This window comes from Paraburkholderia phenoliruptrix (assembly GCF_019511605.1).
GTDB classification, from domain to species: domain Bacteria; phylum Pseudomonadota; class Gammaproteobacteria; order Burkholderiales; family Burkholderiaceae; genus Paraburkholderia; species Paraburkholderia phenoliruptrix_A.
In genome coordinates this window covers 23669-45458 of sequence record NZ_JAEUAV010000029.1, presented here as the reverse complement: position 1 = coordinate 45458, position 21790 = coordinate 23669, and the positions used below count along the sequence as shown (strand labels likewise).

General features: G+C 62.5%; 19 protein-coding genes. 2 read left to right on the top strand and 17 right to left on the bottom strand.

Features of this window, described 5'->3' with window-relative positions:
• Positions 1-13: 13 nt before the first annotated feature.
• The 17 genes from cysM to gyrA form a co-directional block, all read right to left on the bottom strand.
• Positions 14-916, bottom strand: a complete 903-nt coding sequence (gene cysM / locus JNB89_RS26705) for a cysteine synthase CysM (RefSeq protein WP_013340132.1) — start codon at positions 914-916, stop codon at positions 14-16.
• A gap of 250 nt (positions 917-1166) precedes the next feature.
• The gene (locus JNB89_RS26700) at positions 1167-1532 is read right to left on the bottom strand and encodes a ComEA family DNA-binding protein (RefSeq protein ID WP_220364193.1); all 366 of its coding nucleotides are present in this window, start codon (positions 1530-1532) and stop codon (positions 1167-1169) included.
• Positions 1533-1609: 77 nt separating this feature from the next.
• On the bottom strand, positions 1610-2602 hold the full coding sequence (gene rfaD / locus JNB89_RS26695; RefSeq protein WP_220364192.1) for an ADP-glyceromanno-heptose 6-epimerase: 993 nt from the start codon (positions 2600-2602) through the stop codon (positions 1610-1612).
• A 137-nt stretch (positions 2603-2739) separates the two neighbouring features.
• The gene (gene rfaE1, locus JNB89_RS26690; protein WP_013340135.1) at positions 2740-3747 is read right to left on the bottom strand and encodes a D-glycero-beta-D-manno-heptose-7-phosphate kinase; all 1008 of its coding nucleotides are present in this window, start codon (positions 3745-3747) and stop codon (positions 2740-2742) included.
• Entirely contained in the window at positions 3713-5116 is a 1404-nt protein-coding gene (locus JNB89_RS26685; protein WP_220364191.1) for a UDP-glucose dehydrogenase family protein, read from the bottom strand. Before JNB89_RS26685 ends, rfaE1 begins: the two co-directional genes overlap by 35 nt.
• Positions 5117-5197: 81 nt before the next feature.
• On the bottom strand, positions 5198-6373 hold the full coding sequence (gene lapB, locus JNB89_RS26680) for a lipopolysaccharide assembly protein LapB (RefSeq protein ID WP_013340137.1): 1176 nt from the start codon (positions 6371-6373) through the stop codon (positions 5198-5200).
• 67 nt (positions 6374-6440) lie between these two features.
• Entirely contained in the window at positions 6441-6734 is a 294-nt protein-coding gene (locus tag JNB89_RS26675) for a LapA family protein (RefSeq protein WP_013340138.1), read from the bottom strand.
• Positions 6735-7170: 436 nt separating this feature from the next.
• Positions 7171-7494, bottom strand: a complete 324-nt coding sequence (locus JNB89_RS26670) for an integration host factor subunit beta (protein ID WP_006050255.1) — start codon at positions 7492-7494, stop codon at positions 7171-7173.
• A gap of 105 nt (positions 7495-7599) precedes the next feature.
• The gene (rpsA, locus tag JNB89_RS26665; protein WP_013340139.1) at positions 7600-9333 is read right to left on the bottom strand and encodes a 30S ribosomal protein S1; all 1734 of its coding nucleotides are present in this window, start codon (positions 9331-9333) and stop codon (positions 7600-7602) included.
• Between the two features lie 162 nt (positions 9334-9495).
• On the bottom strand, positions 9496-10182 hold the full coding sequence (cmk, locus tag JNB89_RS26660; protein WP_013340140.1) for a (d)CMP kinase: 687 nt from the start codon (positions 10180-10182) through the stop codon (positions 9496-9498).
• A 35-nt stretch (positions 10183-10217) separates the two neighbouring features.
• Positions 10218-11522 carry a 3-phosphoshikimate 1-carboxyvinyltransferase gene (aroA, locus tag JNB89_RS26655; RefSeq protein ID WP_220364190.1) on the bottom strand — a complete coding sequence of 435 codons (1305 nt, stop codon included), beginning with the start codon at positions 11520-11522 and terminating at the stop codon, positions 10218-10220.
• A gap of 47 nt (positions 11523-11569) precedes the next feature.
• Positions 11570-12511, bottom strand: coding sequence for a prephenate dehydrogenase/arogenate dehydrogenase family protein (locus JNB89_RS26650; protein ID WP_220364189.1), 942 nt, complete (start codon positions 12509-12511; stop codon positions 11570-11572).
• 48 nt (positions 12512-12559) lie between these two features.
• Positions 12560-13672, bottom strand: coding sequence for a histidinol-phosphate transaminase (hisC, locus tag JNB89_RS26645; protein ID WP_220364188.1), 1113 nt, complete (start codon positions 13670-13672; stop codon positions 12560-12562).
• A gap of 85 nt (positions 13673-13757) precedes the next feature.
• A complete protein-coding gene (gene pheA / locus JNB89_RS26640) occupies positions 13758-14840 on the bottom strand; it encodes a prephenate dehydratase (protein ID WP_013340144.1) in 1083 nt (360 codons plus the stop codon).
• Between the two features lie 75 nt (positions 14841-14915).
• Complete coding sequence (gene serC / locus JNB89_RS26635) at positions 14916-15998, bottom strand: 3-phosphoserine/phosphohydroxythreonine transaminase (RefSeq protein ID WP_220364187.1); 1083 nt, start codon at positions 15996-15998, stop codon at positions 14916-14918.
• A 375-nt stretch (positions 15999-16373) separates the two neighbouring features.
• Positions 16374-16979, bottom strand: a complete 606-nt coding sequence (locus tag JNB89_RS26630; protein ID WP_013340146.1) for a DUF2059 domain-containing protein — start codon at positions 16977-16979, stop codon at positions 16374-16376.
• A 121-nt stretch (positions 16980-17100) separates the two neighbouring features.
• Positions 17101-19737, bottom strand: a complete 2637-nt coding sequence (gene gyrA, locus JNB89_RS26625; protein WP_083788055.1) for a DNA gyrase subunit A — start codon at positions 19735-19737, stop codon at positions 17101-17103.
• Positions 19738-20213: 476 nt separating this feature from the next.
• Between gyrA and ompA the strand changes: the two genes are divergently transcribed.
• Both ompA and ubiG read left to right on the top strand, forming a co-directional pair.
• On the top strand, positions 20214-20861 hold the full coding sequence (gene ompA, locus JNB89_RS26620) for an outer membrane protein OmpA (protein WP_013340148.1): 648 nt from the start codon (positions 20214-20216) through the stop codon (positions 20859-20861).
• A 205-nt stretch (positions 20862-21066) separates the two neighbouring features.
• Entirely contained in the window at positions 21067-21765 is a 699-nt protein-coding gene (gene ubiG / locus JNB89_RS26615; protein ID WP_013340149.1) for a bifunctional 2-polyprenyl-6-hydroxyphenol methylase/3-demethylubiquinol 3-O-methyltransferase UbiG, read from the top strand.
• The last annotated feature ends 25 nt before the right edge of the window (positions 21766-21790 follow it).

Below are 21790 nucleotides of genomic sequence, written 5' to 3'. Positions count from 1 at the left end.
CCCGCTCGCGCACTCACGCGGGAAACACGCCCGTCGACAAATAACGGTCGCCGCGGTCGCAGACGATAAACACGATGGTCGCATTCTCGACCTGACGCGCGACCCGCAGCGCCACCTCGCACGCGCCGCCCGACGAAATGCCTGCAAAGATGCCTTCGACGGACGCAAGGCGCCGGGCCATTGCTTCCGCCGCGGCCTGGCTCACGTTCTCGACACGGTCCACGCGACTGCGGTCGAAAATCTTCGGCATATACGCTTCGGGCCACTTGCGGATGCCCGGGATGCGCGAACCTTCCTCCGGCTGAGCGCCGATGATCTCGATTGCCTCGTTCTGTTGCTTCAGATAGGTGGACACACCCATGATCGTGCCGGTGGTGCCCATGGACGACACGAAGTGCGTAATGCGCCCTTCCGTGTCGCGCCAGATTTCCGGGCCTGTGCCCTCGACATGCGCGGCCGGATTGTCCGGGTTCGCGAACTGATCGAGGATGATGCCCTTGCCGTCGCGTTGCATCTGATCGGCGAGATCCCGCGCGTACTCCATGCCGCCCGTGACCGGCGTCAGAATGATCTGCGCGCCGTATGCGGCCATGCTTTGGCGGCGCTCCACCGACAGGTCTTCCGGCATGATCAGCACCATCTTGTAGCCGCGAATTGCGGCCGCCATCGCTAGCGCGATGCCGGTGTTGCCGCTGGTGGATTCGATCAGCGTGTCGCCCGGTTTGATACGGCCGCGCGCTTCCGCTTTCTTGATCATCGACAACGCGGGGCGATCCTTGACCGAGCCGGCGGGATTGTTGCCCTCGAGCTTGGCGAGAACCACGTTGTTGCGGCTGCGGATCTCGTCGTCGGCGAGACGCACGAGTTGCACGAGCGGCGTATTGCCGATCGTGTCTTCAATCGTTTTGTAAGCCATATCGGTGTGGATGCTGTCGATGCGTGAAGTCTTCAATCTACCGATTCTAAACCACCGTGCCACCGGCTGCCGCGCGGCCCTTCTGCCCGCATGGATGCAGGCCGCGCCAACGCAAAAAGCCCGCGGCCGAGTACCGCGGGGAGCCCGTCATACGAATGACAGCTCAAGGAGCGTTGTTGCCGGCTCCGACCATGAAGGACAACGATGGCACGCGTGCGCGGCGCCACACGCCGCGCACGCGCGTGTCAGACTATTTCTTCACCGCCACAGTGGCGCCGCCTTTTGGCGTATTGGCCGCAGCGGCCGCGCCTTTGGTTTGTGAAGACGCCGCAACCTGCGGGCTAGCAGCCGCGCCAGCCGGACCGACAGCGAGACCCTCCGCCTGCAGGCGCTCGACGGTATGCCCGCCCATGCCTTTGACGCGTTTGCTGAGATCGGCCGGGTCCTTGAACGGACCATGCGCTGCACGCTCTTCGAGAATGGCTTTCGCTTTGGCAGGACCGATGCCTTTGATGCCGCGCAGCGCGTCTTCGTTAGCCGTGTTGACGTCAACCGACGCATACGCGTGGCCGAAAGCGGCGAGCATGGCCGCGGTAACCAGAACTTTTCGAAACATATTGGAATCTCCCTCATACAACCGGTTGGCGTCATGACCAACCGGGAGATTCCACTTTAAACAGGTATCCGAACTATTTACACCTGGCCGGATAGCCAACGCACGTACCGGTCCACACCTTCCTGCACGCTCAGAAACGGCGCGTCGTAGCCGGCCGCGCGCAGCTTCGTGAGGTCCGCCTGCGTGAAGCACTGATACTTGCCGCGCAGCGCGTCGGGAAACGGAACGTATTCGATCAGCCCGCGCTGCACCTGGTCGGCAAGCGAAAGCGGCGGCTCGTTGTCGAGCGCGCGCAGCGTGTTGACGACCGTGCTCGCAATGTCGTTGAACGGCTGCGCGCGGCCGCTGCCCAGATTGAAAATGCCCGATTTGTCCGGATTGTCGAAGAAGAACAGGTTGACTTTCACCACGTCTTCGACGGAAACGAAATCGCGCGTCTGCTCGCCCGCCGCATAGCCGTTGTATTCGCCGAACAGCTTGACCTTGCCCTCGGCGCGGAACTGGTTGAAGTTATGAAACGCGACCGACGCCATGCGTGCCTTGTGCGTTTCGCGCGGGCCGTACACGTTGAAATAGCGGAAGCCCGCGATCTGACTTTTCGCTTGCGGCAGCACGCGGCGAATCACCTGATCGAACAGAAACTTCGAATAGCCGTACACATTGAGCGGCTGCTCCACTTCGCGCTCTTCGACGAAACTGCTGGAGCCGCCGTACGTGGCCGCCGAGGACGCGTACAGGAACTGGATGTTCTGCTTAAGACAGATGTCCAGCACGTCGCGGCTATAGCGAAAGTTGTTGTCCATCATGTAGCGGCCGTCGGTTTCCATCGTGTCCGAACAGGCGCCTTCGTGAAAGATCGCGCGCACGCGGCCGAAGTCGCCGCGCGCAAATCGCTCCAGGAATTCGGTCTTGTCCACGTAATCGTCGATCTCGCAGTCGACGAGATTTTTGAACTTGTCCGCACGCGTCAGATTGTCCACGGCGATGATGCGTTGTTCGCCGCGCTCGTTGAGCGCCTTCACGAGGTTGCTGCCGATAAAGCCGGCCGCGCCGGTGACGATGAGGGTCATGATGGTCCCGCGGTAATGAGCCTTGCATGGAGCGAAGCGGGCAACACGGCGCCGGCTTCGAACGGCATTGGCTGGCGCCCAACCGGTCCCTGTTGCGTGCTGCCCGTAGGCTCTCGCGTCAGGACCCGTCAGGCGCGTCAATGAAAGAGTTCGTCGTAGTCGACGGTGGCCGTGCCCAGTTTGCCGACCACGATACCGGCCGCGCGATTCGCAAGCCCGACCGCTTCGACAAGCGGCACGCCCGCGCCCAGCATGGTGGCGAGCGTGGCAATCACGGTGTCGCCCGCGCCCGAGACATCATACACTTCGCGCGCGACGGCCGACGTGTGCAGGATGCCGTCGTCGGAGAAGAGCGTCATGCCTTCTTCCGAACGGGTAAGCAGCAGCGCCTTGAACTGCAGATCCGCGCGCAATCTGCTGACGCGCTCGGTCAGGTCTTCTTCCGATTTCCACTGACCGACCACCTCGCGCAACTCGGCGCGGTTTGGCGTGATCAGCGTGGCGCCACGATAGCGCTCCCAGTCGTCGCCCTTCGGGTCGACCAGCACCGGCTTGCCGGCTGCATGCGCTCTCGCGATCATCTGCGTGACGTGCGTCAGCCCGCCCTTCGCGTAATCGGACATCAGGATCACGTCGTGCGACGGCAGCAATTCGTCGAAGCGCGCGAGACCGGCGAGCAACACCTCGTGCGCCGGCGAGTTCTCAAAGTCCACGCGCAGCAACTGTTGCTGGCGCGACAGCACGCGCAGCTTGATGGTGGTCAGCAGCGCGGGATCGCGTTCGAGATGCGGGTTCACGCCGCTCTCACCGAGCAACTGCACGATGCGCTCGCCCGGTTCGTCGTGACCGACCACGCACAGCAGCCCCGCCTGCGCGCCGAGCGCCGCCGCGTTGCGCGCGACGTTCGCCGCGCCGCCAAGGCGATCTTCCTGGCGCTGCACGTGCACGACAGGCACCGGCGCTTCCGGCGAGATGCGATTGACGTCGCCGAACCAGTAACGGTCGAGCATCACGTCACCGACGACGAGCACACGCGCCGCCGCGATCTGTGCGCGCGGCACCGCCGTCAACGCTGACGACGGCGAGGCTGCGATAGAGTCGGGCCGGGACTCAGGCATCGGCTGCAAGTTCAGAGGGTTGTGCATAAGGGCGTCCAATCGAGTGATAGTCGATGCCGAGTTCGTTCATCGCATCCGGTTCGTACAGATTGCGGCCGTCGAAAATGACCGGCGACTTCAATACGGATTTTAGATGCGCGAAGTCCGGGCTCTTGAACTCCTTCCATTCGGTGACGATGACAAGCGCGTCCGCGCCCGTAAGCGTTTCGTCCTGCGTGTTCGCGAATTGCAAACGCGCGAGCTGGTCCGGCGAGTCATGCAGGTCCATGGCGAAGACGCGGCGCGCCTCGGTCACGGCGACCGGGTCGTATGCACGCACCTGTGCGCTGCGCGCGAGCAGTTCCGCAATCACGCGGCGGCTCGGCGCTTCGCGCATGTCGTCGGTATTCGGCTTGAACGCGAGGCCCCACACGGCGAAGGTGCGGCCTGCCAGATCATTGCCCCATTTGTGCGTGATCTTTTGCACGAGCACGTCTTTTTGCCGGTAGTTCACTTCCTCGACGGCTTCGAGAATGCGGAGGTTGTGACCGCTTTCGCTGGCCGTGCGGATCAGCGCCTGAACGTCCTTCGGAAAGCATGAACCGCCATAGCCGCAGCCGGCATACAGGAAGTGATAGCCGATACGCGGGTCCGAGCCGATGCCGCGGCGCACCGCCTCGATGTCGGCGCCCACCCGGTCGGCGAGATTCGACATTTCGTTCATGAACGAGATGCGCGTGGCCAGCATTGCATTGGCCGCGTACTTGGTAAATTCGGCCGAGCGCACGTCCATGTACAGCGTGCGTTCGTGATTGCGGTTAAACGGCGCATAGAGGCGCTTCATCAGTTCACGCGCGCGCAAGCCGGCTTCGTCCTCGTCGCTGCCGAGCACGATGCGGTCCGGCCGCATGAAGTCGTCCACCGCCGCGCCTTCTTTCAGAAACTCGGGATTCGACACGACCGAAAAGCGGTGCTTGTCGCTGCCGGCGAGCCCGCGTTTTGCGAGCTCTTCTTCGACGACCGCGCGCACGCGCTGCGCCGTGCCGACCGGCACCGTCGACTTATCGACGATCACCTTGAAGCCGTTCATCGTACGGCCGATGTTGCGCGCCGCTTCGAGGACGTACTGCAGGTCTGCGGAGCCGTCTTCGTCGGGCGGCGTGCCGACGGCGATGAACTGCACGTCGCCGTGAGCGACGCTCGCCTCGATGTCCGTCGAAAAGGTGATGCGCCCCGCTGCCCGGGTGCGCGCAATGATCTCCTGCAGGCCCGGCTCGTGAATGGGCACGCCACCGTTGTTGAGAATTTCGATCTTGCGCGGATCGACGTCCAGGCAGAACACGTCGTTGCCGATTTCAGCGAGACACGCGCCTGTGACGAGGCCCACGTAGCCAGTGCCGATAATGGTGATTTTCATACGCTTTCCGGTTGAAGGTTCCGGTAATGATCTCCGGCGATAAAGCCGGTCATGGACACGCGGCCCAAGCCGTGCGCTAACTCAGTTCGACGCGGTGATCGGCTCGACCCGGCGCGGCGCATAGGTTTCCCAACCGCTGCAACCTGGGCACTGCCAGTAGAAAAGCCGCGCCCTGAAACCGCAATTCTGGCACGTGTAGCGCGGCAGATTTTTGGTGCGCTGGCGGATCAGCGTGCGCATCAATTCGAGTTCGCTGCGCCGCGGTTCCTCCGCGACGGCCTGCTGCGCCTCGAGCAGGCGCGTCATGCCGGCCAGGTTCGGCGACTTCTGCATCTGCGAGCGCGCAAGCGCATGCGCGGCGTCCGGCCCGCGCAACGACGCAACGTGCTGATACGCGACGTCGAGCAGATCGTTGCTCGGGTAGCGGTCCACCCAGCTCGTGAGCAGGTCGGCACCTTCCTGCGCGCGGCCGAGCGCTTCGTACGCCTTCATCAGCTTTTCGGCGACGAGCGGCAAATAAGCGGGGTTCTGTTCCTCGACGCGCCGCCATTGCGCGATCGCCGCCTCCTGCGCACCCGCGGCCGCGTCGACGTCGCCGAACAGGATCGTGGCTCGCACGTTGGTGGGATTTGCCTTCAGCGCGAAGCCGAGCTGGCGGCGCGCTTCGTCGGGCTTTTTCTGCTGCAGCGCTTCCTGTGCGAGTTCGCAATGGAACTGCGCGATTTCCTTGTCGAGCGACTCCGCGCCCATTGTTTCCAGGTGGCGCGCAGTGTCGATCGACTTGAGCCAGTCCTTCTCGATTTCGTAGATGGTGAGCAGCGCGCGCTGTGCGCCCAACGCGTAGTCGCCGGTCTCGAGCGAGCGGAAAGTTTCTTCGGCGCGATCGAGCAGGCCGGCCTTCAGAAAGTCTTGGCCCAGCTCGAACAGTGCGTGATCGCGTTCGCTAACCGGCAGATCGGCGCGGCTGAGAAGATTCTGATGCACGCGTATCGCGCGGTCGGTCTCGCCGCGGCGCCGGAACAGATTGCCGAGCGCGAAATGCAGCTCGACCGTTTCCGGATCGAGCTTGACCACTTCGATGAACGCGTCGATCGCCTGGTCCGGCTGCTCGTTGAGCAGAAAGTTAAGGCCGCGAAAATAGGAACGCGGCAAATTGGCGCTTTCCGACAGCAGCGTCTTGAGGTCGTAGCGCGCAGCCATCCAGCCGAACGCGAACGCGACGGGAATGACGAGCAGCCACCAGAAGTCTAGATCCATGCGATGAATGCAAATGAGCCGAAAGGCGGGAACGGGATGCCGCGAAGGCGCGCGGCGAACGACACAATCAGATCAGCGGTGGCATGGGCGGCTGTTCGACAGCCACCGGCGTTTCACGCGCTACCCGCAGCTCACGCTTGAGCCGGCCGTTTTCCATGCGCAGGCGCACCACGGCGGGCATGGACGAAACAAGGCCCGCGAGCAGGCCGACCACGAAGAACGCCAGGCCGATGAGGATGAGCGGCGCCGACCAGGCGTAGCCCGCGAGGAAATTCAGCGTAGCGGGTTGTGTATTGGAGAGTGCGAGCACCAGCAGCAGCACGAACACCAGTACACGGATCAGCCAGACGATAAATTTCATGAATAGATCTCTTCACGGCAGTTGCGGGGTGACGCCGGCCTGATGACGCGTCGCGCCACGGTGTTTGCCCGCGCCGAAGTGACCCGTATTGTAATTGAAGCCCTCGCGGCTGGGCAGGAACTGGCAAGGCGCGGGCTTACAGAAAACTGTGGGTGGGTCTGAATGCGTCGCGGAAGCGGCCGGTATTACGAGGAGCGCCTGGCACAGAGAATCGCACAGAGAGCGCGAATGAAGCTGCTGGCAGACGCGCGAGACTGACCACGGACAAGAACGCAAGGGAACAGGACGCAACGCCAGGCGGCGGCCAATGTCGGAAAATGCGTGGGCGAAAAAAAAGCGCCGAAAGGCGCTTTTTCTGGTCTTTTGCCGACTGGCACTGGCCGCTCACGCCGCCGACGCCACGCTGCGAGACTGCACAGCGCGCACAGCGGAGCAATTACAGATCGTCGTCCGGCTCTTCGGCCTTCAACGGCTCGCCCGCGCGACGGTCGACCCGCTCACGCAACTCCTTGCCCGGCTTGAAGTGCGGCACGTACTTCTCGGGCACCAGCACTTTTTCGCCCGACTTGGGATTGCGCCCAACGCGGGAAGGACGGCGGTTCAGGCCGAAGCTGCCAAAACCTCGAATTTCGATGCGATGACCTTTGGCCAGCGCCTCTGACATCGCATCAAGCATCGTCTTCACCGCGAAATCCGCATCTTTCAATACGAGTTGCGGAAAGCGCGTAGCCAGTTGGGCGACCAATTCCGATTTGGTCATACTGCAGCAGACCTCTCAAGAAAACGCCGAGCCGCCCCCGTTGTCCCCGCGAGGGGCACCTGCCGCGAGCGCACGAGCCGCGCGGCAGGCGGGGGCGTACCTCAATTACTGGTTCTGGCCGTCGAGCTTGGCCTTCAGCAGCGCGCCGAGGTTCGTCGTGCCGGTGGCAGCCGCGCTGGAATCGGACGAAGCCAGGCCGCGAATCGCTTCCTGTTGCTCAGCCGAGTCCTTCGCCTTGATCGACAGGTTGATGCCACGCGACTTGCGATCGATGTTGATGATCATCGCGTTGACCTTGTCGCCTTCCTTCAGCACGTTGCGAGCGTCTTCCACACGGTCTTGTGCGATTTCCGAAGCGCGCAGGTAGCCTTCGACTTCACCCGACAGCTGAACCACTGCACCCTTCGCGTCCACCGACTTGACCACGCCGTCGACGATCGAACCCTTGTCGTTCATTGCAACGAAGTTGCTGAACGGGTCGCCTTCGAGCTGCTTGATGCCGAGCGAAATGCGTTCCTTCTCGACGTCGATGCCGAGAACGATGGCTTCCACTTCGTCGCCCTTCTTGTACTTGCGAACTGCTTCTTCGCCCGTTTCCGACCACGACAGGTCCGACAGGTGAACCAGACCGTCGATGCCGCCCGGCAGACCGATGAAGACGCCGAAGTCGGTGATCGACTTGATTGCGCCTTGCAGCTTGTCGCCCTTCTTGAAGTTGCGGCTGAAGTCGTCCCACGGATTCGGCTTGCACTGCTTCATGCCGAGGCTGATACGGCGGCGGTCTTCGTCGATTTCGAGAACCATGACTTCGACTTCGTCGCCCAGTTGCACAACCTTCGACGGTGCAACGTTCTTGTTCGTCCAGTCCATTTCCGACACGTGGACGAGGCCTTCAATGCCCGATTCCACTTCGACGAATGCGCCGTAGTCGGTGATGTTGGTGACCTTACCGAACAGACGCGTGCCCGACGGGTAACGGCGCGAGATGCCTTCCCACGGATCGTCGCCCAGTTGCTTGATACCGAGCGAAACGCGGTTCTTTTCCTGGTCGAACTTGAGGATCTTGGCGGTGACTTCCTGGCCAACCGACAGCACTTCCGACGGGTGACGCACGCGACGCCATGCGATATCCGTAATGTGCAGCAGGCCGTCGATACCGCCCAGGTCCACGAATGCGCCGTAGTCGGTGATGTTCTTCACCACGCCTTCGACGATCGCGCCTTCCTTCAGCGTTTCGAGCAGCTTTGCGCGCTCTTCGCCCTGGGTCGCCTCGATCACTGCGCGACGCGACAGCACGACGTTGTTACGCTTGCGGTCGAGCTTGATGACGCGGAATTCCAGCGTCTTGCCTTCGTACGGGGTCGTGTCCTTGACCGGACGCGTGTCAACCAGCGAACCCGGCAGGAACGCGCGGATGCCGTTGACCATGACGGTCATGCCGCCCTTGACCTTGCCCGTGATCGTGCCGGTCACGAGTTCGTTGTTGTCGAGAGCCTTTTCCAGCGACAGCCACGAAGCCAGACGCTTCGCCTTGTCGCGCGACAGGATCGTGTCGCCATAGCCGTTTTCCAGCGCGTCGATCGCGACGGAAACGAAGTCGCCCGCCTGCACTTCTACCTCGCCCGCGTCGTTCAGGAACTCTTCGAGCGGGATGTAGGCTTCGGACTTGAGACCAGCGTTGACGACCACGAAGTTGTGGTCGACACGCACGACTTCGGCGGAGATCACTTCGCCGGCGCGCATGTCCTGCTTGGTCAGCGACTCTTCGAACAGAGCCGCAAAAGATTCGGTATTCGGGGTAGAGGTTTGCAGGTCGGACATAAAAATCAAAATTTGCATGGATCTCGCGCTGCCCGGCTGGCCGGACGGTCAGCAACTACGGCAAGACTGCGAATGCCACGCGGGGTTAAGGGGTTAATACAACACTTCGCGACCATCGCGAAGCACCTACCAGCAACGTACTATGGCCGCCGCCGAGCCGGATTGAAACCATTGCTTCGATCAGCTTTGAGCAACCAGCGCTTCGTACCATTGCACTACCTGCTCGACCGCCTGATCGACCGACAGGGCGGACGTATCGAGCAGCTTTGCATCTGCTGCGGGCTTAAGCGGCGCGGCTGCGCGCTGACTGTCGCGCTCGTCGCGCTCACGCAAATCCCGGAGCAAGTCATCCATATTAGCAGAAAAGCCTTTTTGTATCAATTGCTTATGCCGCCGGGCCGCGCGGGCCTCCACGCTGGCGGTCATGAACACCTTCAGAATGGCGTCCTGGAAGATCACGGTGCCCATGTCGCGGCCGTCCGCGACCAGCCCGGGCTCCTTGCGAAAAGCCCGTTGACGCGCTACCAGCGCGGCGCGCACCGGCGCGTGCACGGCGATCGCCGACGCCCGGCTGCCGACTTCTTCGGCGCGAATTTCCGCCGATACGTCGACGCCGTCCAGTTGCGCGAGGCCCTCGCGGAAGGTGATATGGAGATCATCGATCAGCTTCACAAGGGCGTCGACGTCCTCGGCCGCCACCGCGTAGCGCATGCTGGCGAGCGCGGCGAGCCGATACAGCGCGCCGCTGTCGAGCAGGTGAAAGCCGAGGCTCGCGGCGACCAGCGCGGCCACGGTGCCTTTGCCGGAGGCACTGGGGCCGTCGATCGTAATGACGGGCGTCTGGTGAAAGGGGCGGATCGGTTTCATCTAAAAAGTCGCACGTCAGGCGATTCGTACGCGAATCAGGGGTGAGCGAGCGCCGCGAAGCGCTCGAAATAATCGGGGAACGTCTTCGCGACGCACTTAGGGTCGTTGATCCGCACCGGCACGCCGCCCAGACTGACGAGCGAGAAACACATCGCCATGCGGTGATCGTCGTAGGTGTCGATCGAGGCGTTCGGAATCAGCTTTTCGGGCGGCGTGACCATGAGGAAGTCGTCGCCCTCCTGCACCTTCGCGCCGACCTTGCGAAGCTCGGTCGCCATGGCCGCAATCCGGTCGGTCTCCTTCACGCGCCAGCTCGCGATGTTGCGCAGCGTGGTCGTGCCGTCGGCGAACAGTGCAGCCACCGCGATGGTCATCGCGGCGTCTGGAATCAGGTTGAAGTCCATGTCGATCGGATCGAGCTTGCCGTGGTCGTTGCCGACCCCGCGCACTTCGATCCAGTCCTCGCCCATCTGCAGATTCGCGCCCATCTTGATGAGCGCATCCGCAAAGCCGACGTCGCCCTGAATGCTGGCACGCCCGACGCCCTCCACCTTCACCGGCCCGCCGCCCAGCACGCCCGCCGCGAGAAAATACGACGCCGACGACGCGTCGCCCTCCACCATGATCGTGCCCGGCGACTGATAGCGCTGCCCCGCCGGCACGATGAACTGATGCCAGCCATTGCGCTCGACGTTGATGCCAAAGCGCGCCATTAGCTTGATCGTGATGTCGATATAAGGCTTGGAGATGAGTTCGCCGTCCACCTGAACCGTACTCACGCCGCTCGTGGTGCGCACGAGCGGCAGCGTCATCAGCAGCGAGGTGAGGAACTGACTGGAGACGTCGCCGCGCACGCGGATCGGCGCTTCGGCGGAAATCTGCGCCGGGCGGATGCGCAACGGCGGATAGCCCTCGTTTTCCTCGTAGTCGATTCGCGCGCCGATCTGCCGCAGGCCGTCGACCAGATCGCCGATTGGCCGCTCGTGCATGCGCGGCACCCCGTGGATGCGGTAGTCGCCGCCATTTACCGAAAGCGCCGCCGTCAACGGACGAACCGCCGTGCCCGCATTGCCGAGAAAGAGGTCGGCGGTGCGCGCCGTAAATGCGCCGCGCGTGCCGGTCACGACGCAAGTGTCGCCCTCGCGCTTGAGCCGCACGCCGAGCTTTTCGAGTGCGTCGAGCATGACGCGCGTGTCGTCGGAGTCCAGCAGGTTCGTGATCGTCGTTTCGCCTTCGGCGAGCGCGGCCAGCAGCAGCACGCGGTTCGAAATGCTCTTCGAGCCAGGCAGACGAACCGTGCCGGACGCACGAGAAAAGGGTCCGAGATCGAGGAATTCCATGATTGAGTCCAGTTTCCGATTATGGCGACGCACTCAGCGCGACGCCCTCATTTTGACCCGTCGGCCGGTGCAGAGCCGCCCGCGCGCTGTTCCTGCCACTCGGTGCGCGCCACGCGCGAGCGGGCGAATACCGCTTCGAGCGCGGCGCCGTCGCCGGCCTCGATAGCCGCGCGCAGCCGCGCGAGGACGGCCGTGTAGGCGTCCAGCTCGTCGAGCAGCGCGGCGCGGTTGGCGACGCACACGTCGCGCCACATTTCCGGACTCGACGCGGCAATGCGCGTGAAGTCCCGAAAGCCGCCCGCGGCAAAGGAAAACTTCAGCGCGGCATCGGGCGAATTCAGAATCTGCTCGACCAGCGCGAACGACAACACGTGCGGCAAATGGCTGACCGACGCGAACACGCGGTCGTGCTGCTCCGGCGTCATGTCACGCACCAGCGCGCCGGTTGCGCGCCACATCGCGGCGACGCGCTCCACGCCAGGCGGCGCATTGTCGGGCAACGGACACAACACGACATTTCGACCGACGTACAGATCGGGCAACGCGGCCTCGACGCCGCTCGCCTCACGGCCGGCAATCGGATGCCCCGGCACGAACTGCCCGATGCGCGCGCCGAGCGCGGCCTGCGCCGCGGCTACCACGTCGGACTTGGTGCTGCCGGCATCGGTGACGATGGTGTTCGCGTCGAGAAACGGCACGATGCGCTCGAGCAGCGGCCGAGTCTGGGCGACCGGCGCCGCGAGCAGCACGAGGTCTGCGCCGGCAAGCGCTTCGCGCAACGCGGCGTCGTCATGCAATGCCGCCGCGCTGTCGATGACGCCGAGTTCCAGCGCGCGGGCGCTCGACTGAGCCGAGCGGCCCACGCCGACCACGGTGCGCGCCCCCTCCGCTTCGCCGCGCTCGCGCAACGCGCGTGCGAGCGATCCGCCGATCAGGCCGACACCAAATATCACCAGTTTGTTAAAAGAGAACGCGGCCACGTGGGTCACACAAAAAGCGCGCCGTTCAGACGAGGCGCGCGGGTCAAGATTCGCCGCTCAGGCGGTGGCGAGCGTTTTTTCCAGCGCGCTGATGAACGCCTCGTTTTCTTCCGGCAAGCCGATTGTCACGCGCAACCACTGCGGCAAACCGTAGTTGCCAACCGGGCGCACGATCACCCCCTGCTTGAGCAACGCCAGATTCACGCGATTGCCCGCCGCATCGTCGTCGCCGACGCGTACCAGCACGAAGTTGCCGTCGGACGGCACATATTCGAGACCGAGCTTGTCGAATGCTTCTGTCAGACGGCGATAACCCTGCGCATTAAGCGCCGCGCTCTTTTCGAGAAACGCCCGATCGTTCAGCGCGGCGATAGCCGCTGCCTGGGCGAGCGTGTTCACATTGAACGGCTGACGCAGACGGTTCAGCAAATCGGTCAGCTCAGGCTGGGCAATCGCAAAGCCCACGCGCAAACCGGCAAGGCCGAACGCCTTCGAAAACGTGCGCGACACCAGCAGATTCGGGAAACGGCGCACCCACTCGATCGAGTCGTAGCGCTTTTCTGCCGGCAGATATTCGGTGTAAGCCTCGTCCAGCACGACTGCCACGTGGCGCGGCACTTTCGCGAGAAACGCTTCGAGCTTCGGGCCTTCGATGAAGGTGCCGGTCGGATTATTCGGATTGGCGACGAAAACGAGTCGTGTGTCGTCCGTGATCGCCGCCAGCATGGCGTCGAGGTCGTGGCCGAACTTCACCGCCGGCACGACGATCGCACGGGCGCCCAGGCCCTGCGTGGCAAGCGCGTAGACGGCGAACGAATACTGCGCGTAGACGATCGACTGGCCTTTCTCCACGAACGCGTGCGCGGCGATTTCGAGAATGTCGTTGCTGCCGTTGCCGAGCGTGATCCAGTCGGACGGCACGCCGTAGCGTTCGCTCAACGCGGCCTTCAGTTCGAAGGCGTTCGCGTCCGGGTAACGGCCCAGTTCGCTCGCGGCCTGCGCCATCGCGCGTTGCGCCGACTCGGGCATGCCGAGCGGATTTTCGTTCGACGCGAGTTTCACGATCTTCGCTTCGTCCAACCCGAACTCGCGCGCGACTTCCGAAATCGGCTTGCCGGCAATGTAAGGCGCAATGGCGCGCACGTAAGAAGGACCGAAGGACGTTGTCATGAAATCTCCGAACGATTATTAGGAAAGTCGCGGCGGGCGCGTCGGCGGACTGCCCAGCCCGCGCTTGCCCGCCGCCTGCGCAGCATCAGCGTGCGCGCGGATACGAGCCGAGAATCTTCAGGAATGCTGCCTTCTCACCGAGCTCGGTCAGCGCGGCCGCCACGGCGGGATCATCGCGATGGCCTTCGACATCGATATAGAAGTAGTACTCCCACGTGCCCACGCGCGCCGGACGCGACTCGAAGCGCGTCATGGAAACGCTGTGGCGCGCGAGCGGCTCGAGCAGCTTGAACACCGCGCCCGGCTCGTTGGGCACCGATACGATAAGCGACGTCTGGTCATGGCCGCTCGGGCCCGTGCGCTCCTTGCCGATCATCACAAAGCGTGTGCGGTTGTGCGGATCGTCCTGAATCAGCGCGTAGGCAACCTGCAAACCGTAGTGAGTCGCCGCGCGATCTCCGGCGATGGCTGCGACGGTCGGATCCCCGGCCGCCATGCGCGCCGCTTCCGCATTGCTCGACACCGCCTGGCGCTCAAGATGGGGCGCGTTCGTGGCGAGCCAGCGCTGGCATTGCGCGAGCGCCTGCGCGTGCGCGCACACGCGCGTCACGCCAGTCAGGCCGCCATTTAGCGTCAACAGATTGTGATGAATCGGCAACGCCAGTTCGCCGCCGATTGTGAGCTGCGTTTCGAGCAGCAGGTCGAGCGTACGGGACACCGCGCCTTCAGTCGAATTTTCGACCGGCACGACGCCGAACTCGGCGGCGCCGGCCTCGACCGAGCGGAAGACTTCGTCGATTGACGGGCACGGCAGACCTTCGATCGACTGACCGAAGTACTCGTGCATGGCCTGTTCGCTATACGTGCCGACCGGCCCGAGATACGCCGCCTTGATGGTCTTTTCGAGCGCGCGGCTCGCGGCCATGATCTCACGCCAGATTGCGCTGATGTGCTCGCTCGCCAGCGGCCCTTCGCTCATGTCCTGCAGGCGCGCGATGACCTGCTGTTCGCGTTCCGGCCGAAACACAGGCGCGTTGAAATGCTTCTTGACCTCGCCCACTTCGAGCGCCACCGCTGCGCGCTGGTTGAGCAGCGCGATCAGTTGCGCGTCGAGCGCGTCGATGCGTTCGCGAAGGGGTTTAAGCCGATTGTTGAGTTCGTCGTCCATGCGTGAAAACAGTCCTGCCGGTAGCTGCTGCAAAAATGCTTGCTGGAAAGGATGCGCGCGCCGAATGCGGGGCACTCAGGCGCTGTGCCGTTCGAATTCCTTCATGTATTCGACAAGCGCTTTGACGCCTTCGAGCGGGACGGCGTTGTAAATCGACGCCCGCATGCCGCCGACGGACTTGTGGCCCTTGAGCTGCACCATTCCCCGCGCTTTCGCGCCGGCGAGGAAATCTTCGTTGCGCGACTCGTCCGCGAGGAAAAACGGTACGTTCATCCGCGAGCGCGAGCCACGTTCGACCTTGTTCAGATAGAAGCTGCTCGAGTCGATCGCGTCGTACAGCAGCTTTGACTTTTCGAGATTGCGCGCTTCCATCGCGGCGAGGCCGCCCTGCTTTTTCAACCACTTGAATACGAGCCCGGCAATGTAGATTGCATAGGTGGGCGGTGTGTTGTACATCGAATTGTTCTCTGCGACCGTCTTCCATTCGAAGGCCGACGGGCAGATGGGCAGCGCCCGGTCCAGCATGTCCTCGCGCACGATCACCACGGTCACGCCCGCCATGCCGATGTTTTTCTGCGCGCCGCCGAACAGCACGCCGTATTTGGCGATGTCCATAGGACGCGAGAGGATATGCGACGACGCGTCCGCGACGAGCGGAATATTGCCGAGGTCGGGAATTTCGAACGTCTCCACGCCGTGGATGGTCTCGTTCGTGCACAGGTGCACGTAAGCCGGATCGTCCGACAACTGCCACTCGGAGAAGGCCGGCGCGCGCGTGAAGCCGTCAGCCGTCTGGCCGCTCGCGGCGAGATGGACGGTGCCGTACTTCTGCGCTTCCTTGAACGACTTTTGCGACCACGATCCGGTAATCACGAAATCGGCGCGCGGTTTTGCGCCGAGCAGATTCATCGGCACGATCGCGTTTTCGCCGAGACCGCCGCCTTGCAGGAACAGGATCCGGTGGCTCGCCGGCACCGCCAGCAATTCGCGCAGATCGACGAGCGCTTCCTCGTGGATCGACATGAATTCTTTTCCGCGATGGCTCATTTCCATCACGCTCATGCCGCTGCCTTGCCAGTCGAGCATCTCGGCGGCTGCCTGACGCAGCACTTCTTCGGGCATGGCCGCGGGGCCGGCGGAGAAATTAAAGACGCGCATCGTGAGATCCTGAAAGCGGCGCGAACCCGAAAGATCGCGCATGAGTCGGCGAATAGGTGAATCGATGGATGGTGAATCCGTGGACGGGCCGCCGTGAAACAGACTACCGGAAAGTGGCTACGCCTGAACGGATACGAACGCCCGCCCACGGCAGTTGACCAACCCGGCGACAACGGCATTAACCATGGACCGCTTGGACTTCCTGGACCTCATGGACCCATCGACCATTTGGCGCCGAAAAAACAATGGCCGTTCGCGCATACGCGCAAACGGCCATTATCGCATTGTCCCCGCTAACCCGCCAAACCCGGCCGCCCTGATACCGGACAGCCGCGAGGCGCGCCAGCGCGGTTCTGCGCGGCTTTCGCCTAAGACTTACTTGGCAGCCGGCTTGACCGAAGCAACTTCCTTGTCAGCCTGATCGCGCGTCGCCTTGATCGATTGCGGCATGTACTTTTGCATCAGGCCGTTCACGACGTCGCGGCCAACCTGGTCTTGAACCTGGATGAACTTACGGCCCGTCGGGCTCTTGTAGAACGCGGTCAGATCTTTGATTTCCGACGTGCTGTAGTACTTTGCATAAGCATCGTACTGAGCTTGCATTGCGTCCTGGCGGAAGCCGTCCGTCGCGAAGACCTGGCCTGCGCCGTCAACCAGCTTCGGCACTGCGTTTTTTTGCAGCGTCGGGACGGAAGCCTGCTTCTGCTTGTCCGTCATCGTCTTGTTCTCACTCAGCGCGTCCGAAAGGATAGCCGGAACCAGTTGCTTCGCTTGCATTTGTGCGCTGTTGCCGATTGCACCGACGAGCTTCTGTGCGTCGATTGCGTCCAGCAGGTCCTTGATTGCAGCCTGCTTGGCCGGATCAACCGGCGCTGCGGCAGTCGCCGGAGCGGACGAAGCCTGGCTCTGAAGCGCTTGAGCCATGGCAAACGTCGGCACGAGGGCAGCCAGCAATGCCAGTTGTTTGAATCGTTTCTGCATCATTACTCCCTAATAGAAATTAACTTGAACTGCGCGCCGCACGAGAAGCGTGTCGGCCCGACACGCCATTATTTCCCGCGGAGCTTTCAATCAGTCACCCTATGCGAAGCACCGCCGCCGGTCATGCCGCGCCACCGTCTTCACCGCCGTTACCACTTTCGGCGGGACCCTCGGCGTCGCCTTCGAGATCGCCTTCCGCTTCTGCTTCGGCAACCTGTTGCAGACCTGAAAGCTTGGTCCCTTCATCAAGGCTGATGAGTGTAACACCTTGAGTTGCACGGCCCATTTCTCGAATTTCCGACACGCGCGTACGGATCAGCACGCCCGTGGTCGTGATCAGCATGATCTGCGCTTCGGGGTCGACCAGCGTCGCGGCGACGACCTTGCCGTTACGCTCGGACGTCTGGATTGCGATCATGCCCTTCGTGCCGCGGCCGTGACGGGTGTACTCGGTGATCGGCGTGCGCTTGCCGAAGCCGTTTTCCGTGGCGGTGAGCACCGACTGTTGCTCGTCGCCCGCCACCAGCAGCGCAATCACGTTCTGGCCGTCTTCGAGCTGCATGCCGCGTACGCCGCGCGCCTCGCGGCCCATCGGCCGCACGTCGTTTTCGTCAAAGCGGACCGCCTTGCCCGAGTCGGAGAACAGCATCACGTCATGTTGACCGTCTGTAATGGCGGCGCCGATCAGGTAATCGCCGTCATCCAGACCGACCGCAATGATACCCTTGCGCAACGGCCGGCTGAAGGCTTCCAGCGGCGTCTTCTTTACCGTTCCTAACGCGGTGGCCATGAACACGAACTTGTCTGCGGAAAATTCCTTGACCGGCAGCACCACCGTGATCTTTTCGCCTTCCTGCAGCGGGAACATGTTGACGATCGGACGGCCGCGCGAGTTGCGCGAGCCCTGCGGCACCTCGTAGACCTTCACCCAATAGACGCGGCCACGGTTGGAGAAGCACAGAATGTGGTCGTGCGTATTGGCGATGAAGAGCGTGTCGATCCAGTCGTCTTCCTTCATGGAAGTCGCCTGTTTGCCGCGACCGCCCCGCTTTTGCGCGCGATATTCCGACAACGGCTGCGATTTCACGTAACCCGCATGCGACATGGTCACGACCATCTCCTGCGGCGTGATCAGGTCTTCGGTGTTCAGCTCGGTGGCGTTCAACTCGATCTTCGAGCGGCGCGCGTCGCCAAATTCGGCCTTGATCGACGTGAGTTCGTCGACGATGATCGCCGTAATGCGCTCCGGACGAGCCAGAATGTCCAGCAGGTCGGCAATCTGCGCCATCACGTCGCGGTACTCGCCGATGATCTTGTCCTGCTCGAGGCCGGTCAGGCGTTGCAGACGCATCTGCAGAATTTCTTGAGCCTGAGTGTCGGACAAGCGGTAAAGGCCGTCGGCCTGCATACCGAAGGACGGATTCAATCCGTCAGGGCGGTAAGCCTCACGACCGCCGGCCGACGCATTCTCCGTCTCGGCGCGCGACAACATTTCGCGCACCAGCGAAGAATCCCACGGACGCGCCATCAATTCCTGCTTGGCAATGGGCGGAGTCGGCGCCGCCTTGATGATGGCGATGAACTCGTCGATATTGGCGAGCGCAACGGCCAGACCTTCGAGCACGTGGCCACGTTCACGCGCCTTGCGCAGTTCGTATACAGTGCGCCGCGTCAGCACTTCCCGCCGGTGCGACAGGAAGCACGACAACATCTCTTTCAGGTTCAGCAGCTTCGGCTGGCCGTCGACCAGCGCGACCATGTTCATGCCGAAGGTGTCCTGGAGCTGCGTCGCCTTGTACAGGTTATTAAGCACGACCTCCGGCACTTCGCCGCGCTTGAGCTCGATCACGACGCGCATGCCGCTCTTGTCGGACTCGTCGCGAATGTCGGAAATGCCTTCGAGCTTTTTCTCGTTGACCAGTTCTGCAATGCGCTCGAGCAGCGAGCGCTTGTTCACCTGGTACGGCAGTTCGTCGACGATGATCGCCATGCGCTGACCGCGGTCGATCTCTTCGAAGTGCGTGAGCGCGCGCATCACCACGCGGCCGCGGCCCGTGCGGTAACCGTCGCGCACGCCGGCCACGCCGTAGATGATGCCGGCGGTCGGGAAATCGGGCGCCGGGACGATCTCGATCAGTTCGTCGATCGACGCATCCGGATTCTTGAGCAGGTGCTGACAGGCGTCGACCACCTCGTTCAGGTTATGCGGCGGAATGTTCGTCGCCATACCGACCGCAATGCCGGACGAGCCATTGATCAGCAGATTCGGAATGCGCGCCGGCAGAATGGCCGGCTCGTTCTCGCTGCCGTCGTAATTCGGCGTGAAGTCGACCGTTTCCTTGTCGATGTCGGCGAGCAGTTCATGGCCGATCTTCGCCATGCGGATTTCGGTGTAACGCATGGCCGCGGCGTTATCGCCGTCGACCGAACCGAAATTGCCCTGGCCGTCCACGAGCATGTAGCGCAGCGAAAAGTCCTGCGCCATCCGGACGATGGTGTCGTATACAGCCGTGTCGCCGTGCGGGTGGTACTTACCGATGACGTCGCCGACGATACGCGCCGACTTCTTGTACGCGCGGTTCCAGTCGTTGTTCAGCTCGTGCATCGCATACAGCACGCGCCGGTGCACCGGCTTCAGGCCATCGCGAACATCGGGAAGCGCACGCCCTACGATCACGCTCATCGCGTAATCGAGATACGAACGGCGCATTTCCTCCTCGAGGGAGATTGGCAGAGTCTCTTTGGCGAATTGATCCATTATCCGTATCTTTTACGTGCGAAGGCGGCGAGAACCCGGCACCTTCGCGTAAGCATTGCAGGCGCAACGCATCACGCGATTCTAACATGCCGCCAATCCCTCCCCGGCGGCAGGACGTATACCTATCAGCAGCGCCCCGCGAAAAAGTTCCGCGAAGCATGATTTTGGGGCGGGTCAGGCTCGATTCGTGCGTAGGGCAAATCGCCGCTCAGCCATGTCTGGCGGGACACTCCGGGCGATTGTTGTGTTGCGCATGCACCACAATTGGAAGGCGATTTGATCGGGGGCGGATTTTTTTATCGTCGGAAGGGAACGATATGGCAAAATGCCAACGCACAAAGAGTCAGACACTGCTCGAAGTCTAGACACAGCGTTTTTTGTTCCGCACCAATGTTATACTTCGAGCAATGTATGACTTGTCTTCGTCAACAGGCTCGCAGTAAACCTGCGGTAATCTCAATTTCGAGAGGAGAAATATGAATAAACTTTCAAAGCTCGCGTTCATTGCAGCTACCGCGGTTATGGCTGCATCCGCCATGGCACAGTCGGTGCCGGCGTCGCGACAAGCTACCAATGACAACTGGGTGAATGGTACTGGCGAATACGTGTGGATGAACGGCACGAACGAGCTTTGCTGGCGCGATGCATTCTGGACGCCGGCAACGGCTAACGCCAAGTGCGACGGCGCACTGGTCGCCCAGGCTCCGACGCCGCCGGCTCCGGTCGCACCGGCACCGGCCATCACCAGCCAGAAGATCACCTACCAGGCTGACGCACTGTTCGACTTCGACAAGGCTATCCTGAAGCCGGCCGGCAAGGAAAAGCTGGACGATCTGGCATCGAAGATTCAAGGCCTGAACCTCGAAGTCGTCGTGGCAACGGGTTACACGGACCGCATCGGTTCGGACAAGTACAACGACCGTCTGTCGCTGCGTCGCGCTCAAGCTGTGAAGGCTTATCTGGTCAGCAAGGGCATCGAATCCAACCGTATCTACACGGAAGGCAAGGGCAAGCGCAACCCGGTCACGACCGGCTGCAACCAGAAGAACCGCAAGCAACTCATCGCCTGCCTCGCACCGGATCGTCGCGTGGAAGTCGAAGTTGTCGGTACTTCGAAGCAGTAAGCCACAAAACACGTGGTATGAAAGCCCCGCTTCGGCGGGGCTTTTTTATTGCCGCGCCACTTTCGCTTTTCCGCAGGCCGCGCTGCCAGTCCCGCCCAGCCGTGGCCATTCTGGCGGCGGCATTTTGCCGCCCCGGCCCCTCGCCTATATACTCCGGGTTTATCCTCGAGCGCCCGCTCACCGCTCTCATCGAGGCAGCTTCGCCATGACCAACGCCGATCCCCACGAACTGCAGAAATTCAGCGACCTCGCGCATCGCTGGTGGGACCCCAACGCCGAATTCAAACCGCTGCACGAACTGAACCCGGTGCGCCTGAACTGGATCGACGCGCACGCCCATCTGGCCGGCAAACGAGTGCTGGATATCGGCTGCGGCGGCGGCATCTTGTCGGAATCGATGGCGGGTCTCGGGGCGGACGTCAAAGGAATTGACCTGTCGAGCGAAGCGCTGGGCGTCGCAGATCTTCACAGCCTTGAAAGTGGTGTAACGGTTAGTTACGAGGAGATCGCCGCGGAGGCGCTCGCCGCGCGGGAACCCGGCACCTACGACGTCGTCACGTGCATGGAAATGCTGGAGCACGTGCCGCAACCGTCGGCGATCGTCGAGGCGTGCAGGACGCTCGTCAAGCCGGGCGGCTGGGTGTTCTTTTCCACGCTCAACCGCAACGTCAAGTCTTATCTGTTCGCGGTAATCGGCGCCGAATATATTGCGCGGATGCTGCCCAAGGGCACGCACGACTACGCGCGTTTCATCCGCCCCTCCGAACTGGCCGGCTTCGCGCGCGCCGCGGGCCTGCGTACGGCGGACATCAAGGGTATCGTTTATAACCCGCTCTCCAAGCACTTCGCGCTTTCCGACGACACGAGCGTGAATTACATGCTCGCGTGCCGTCGCGACGCATAATCTGCCCAACGCCGCCAAGAATGAA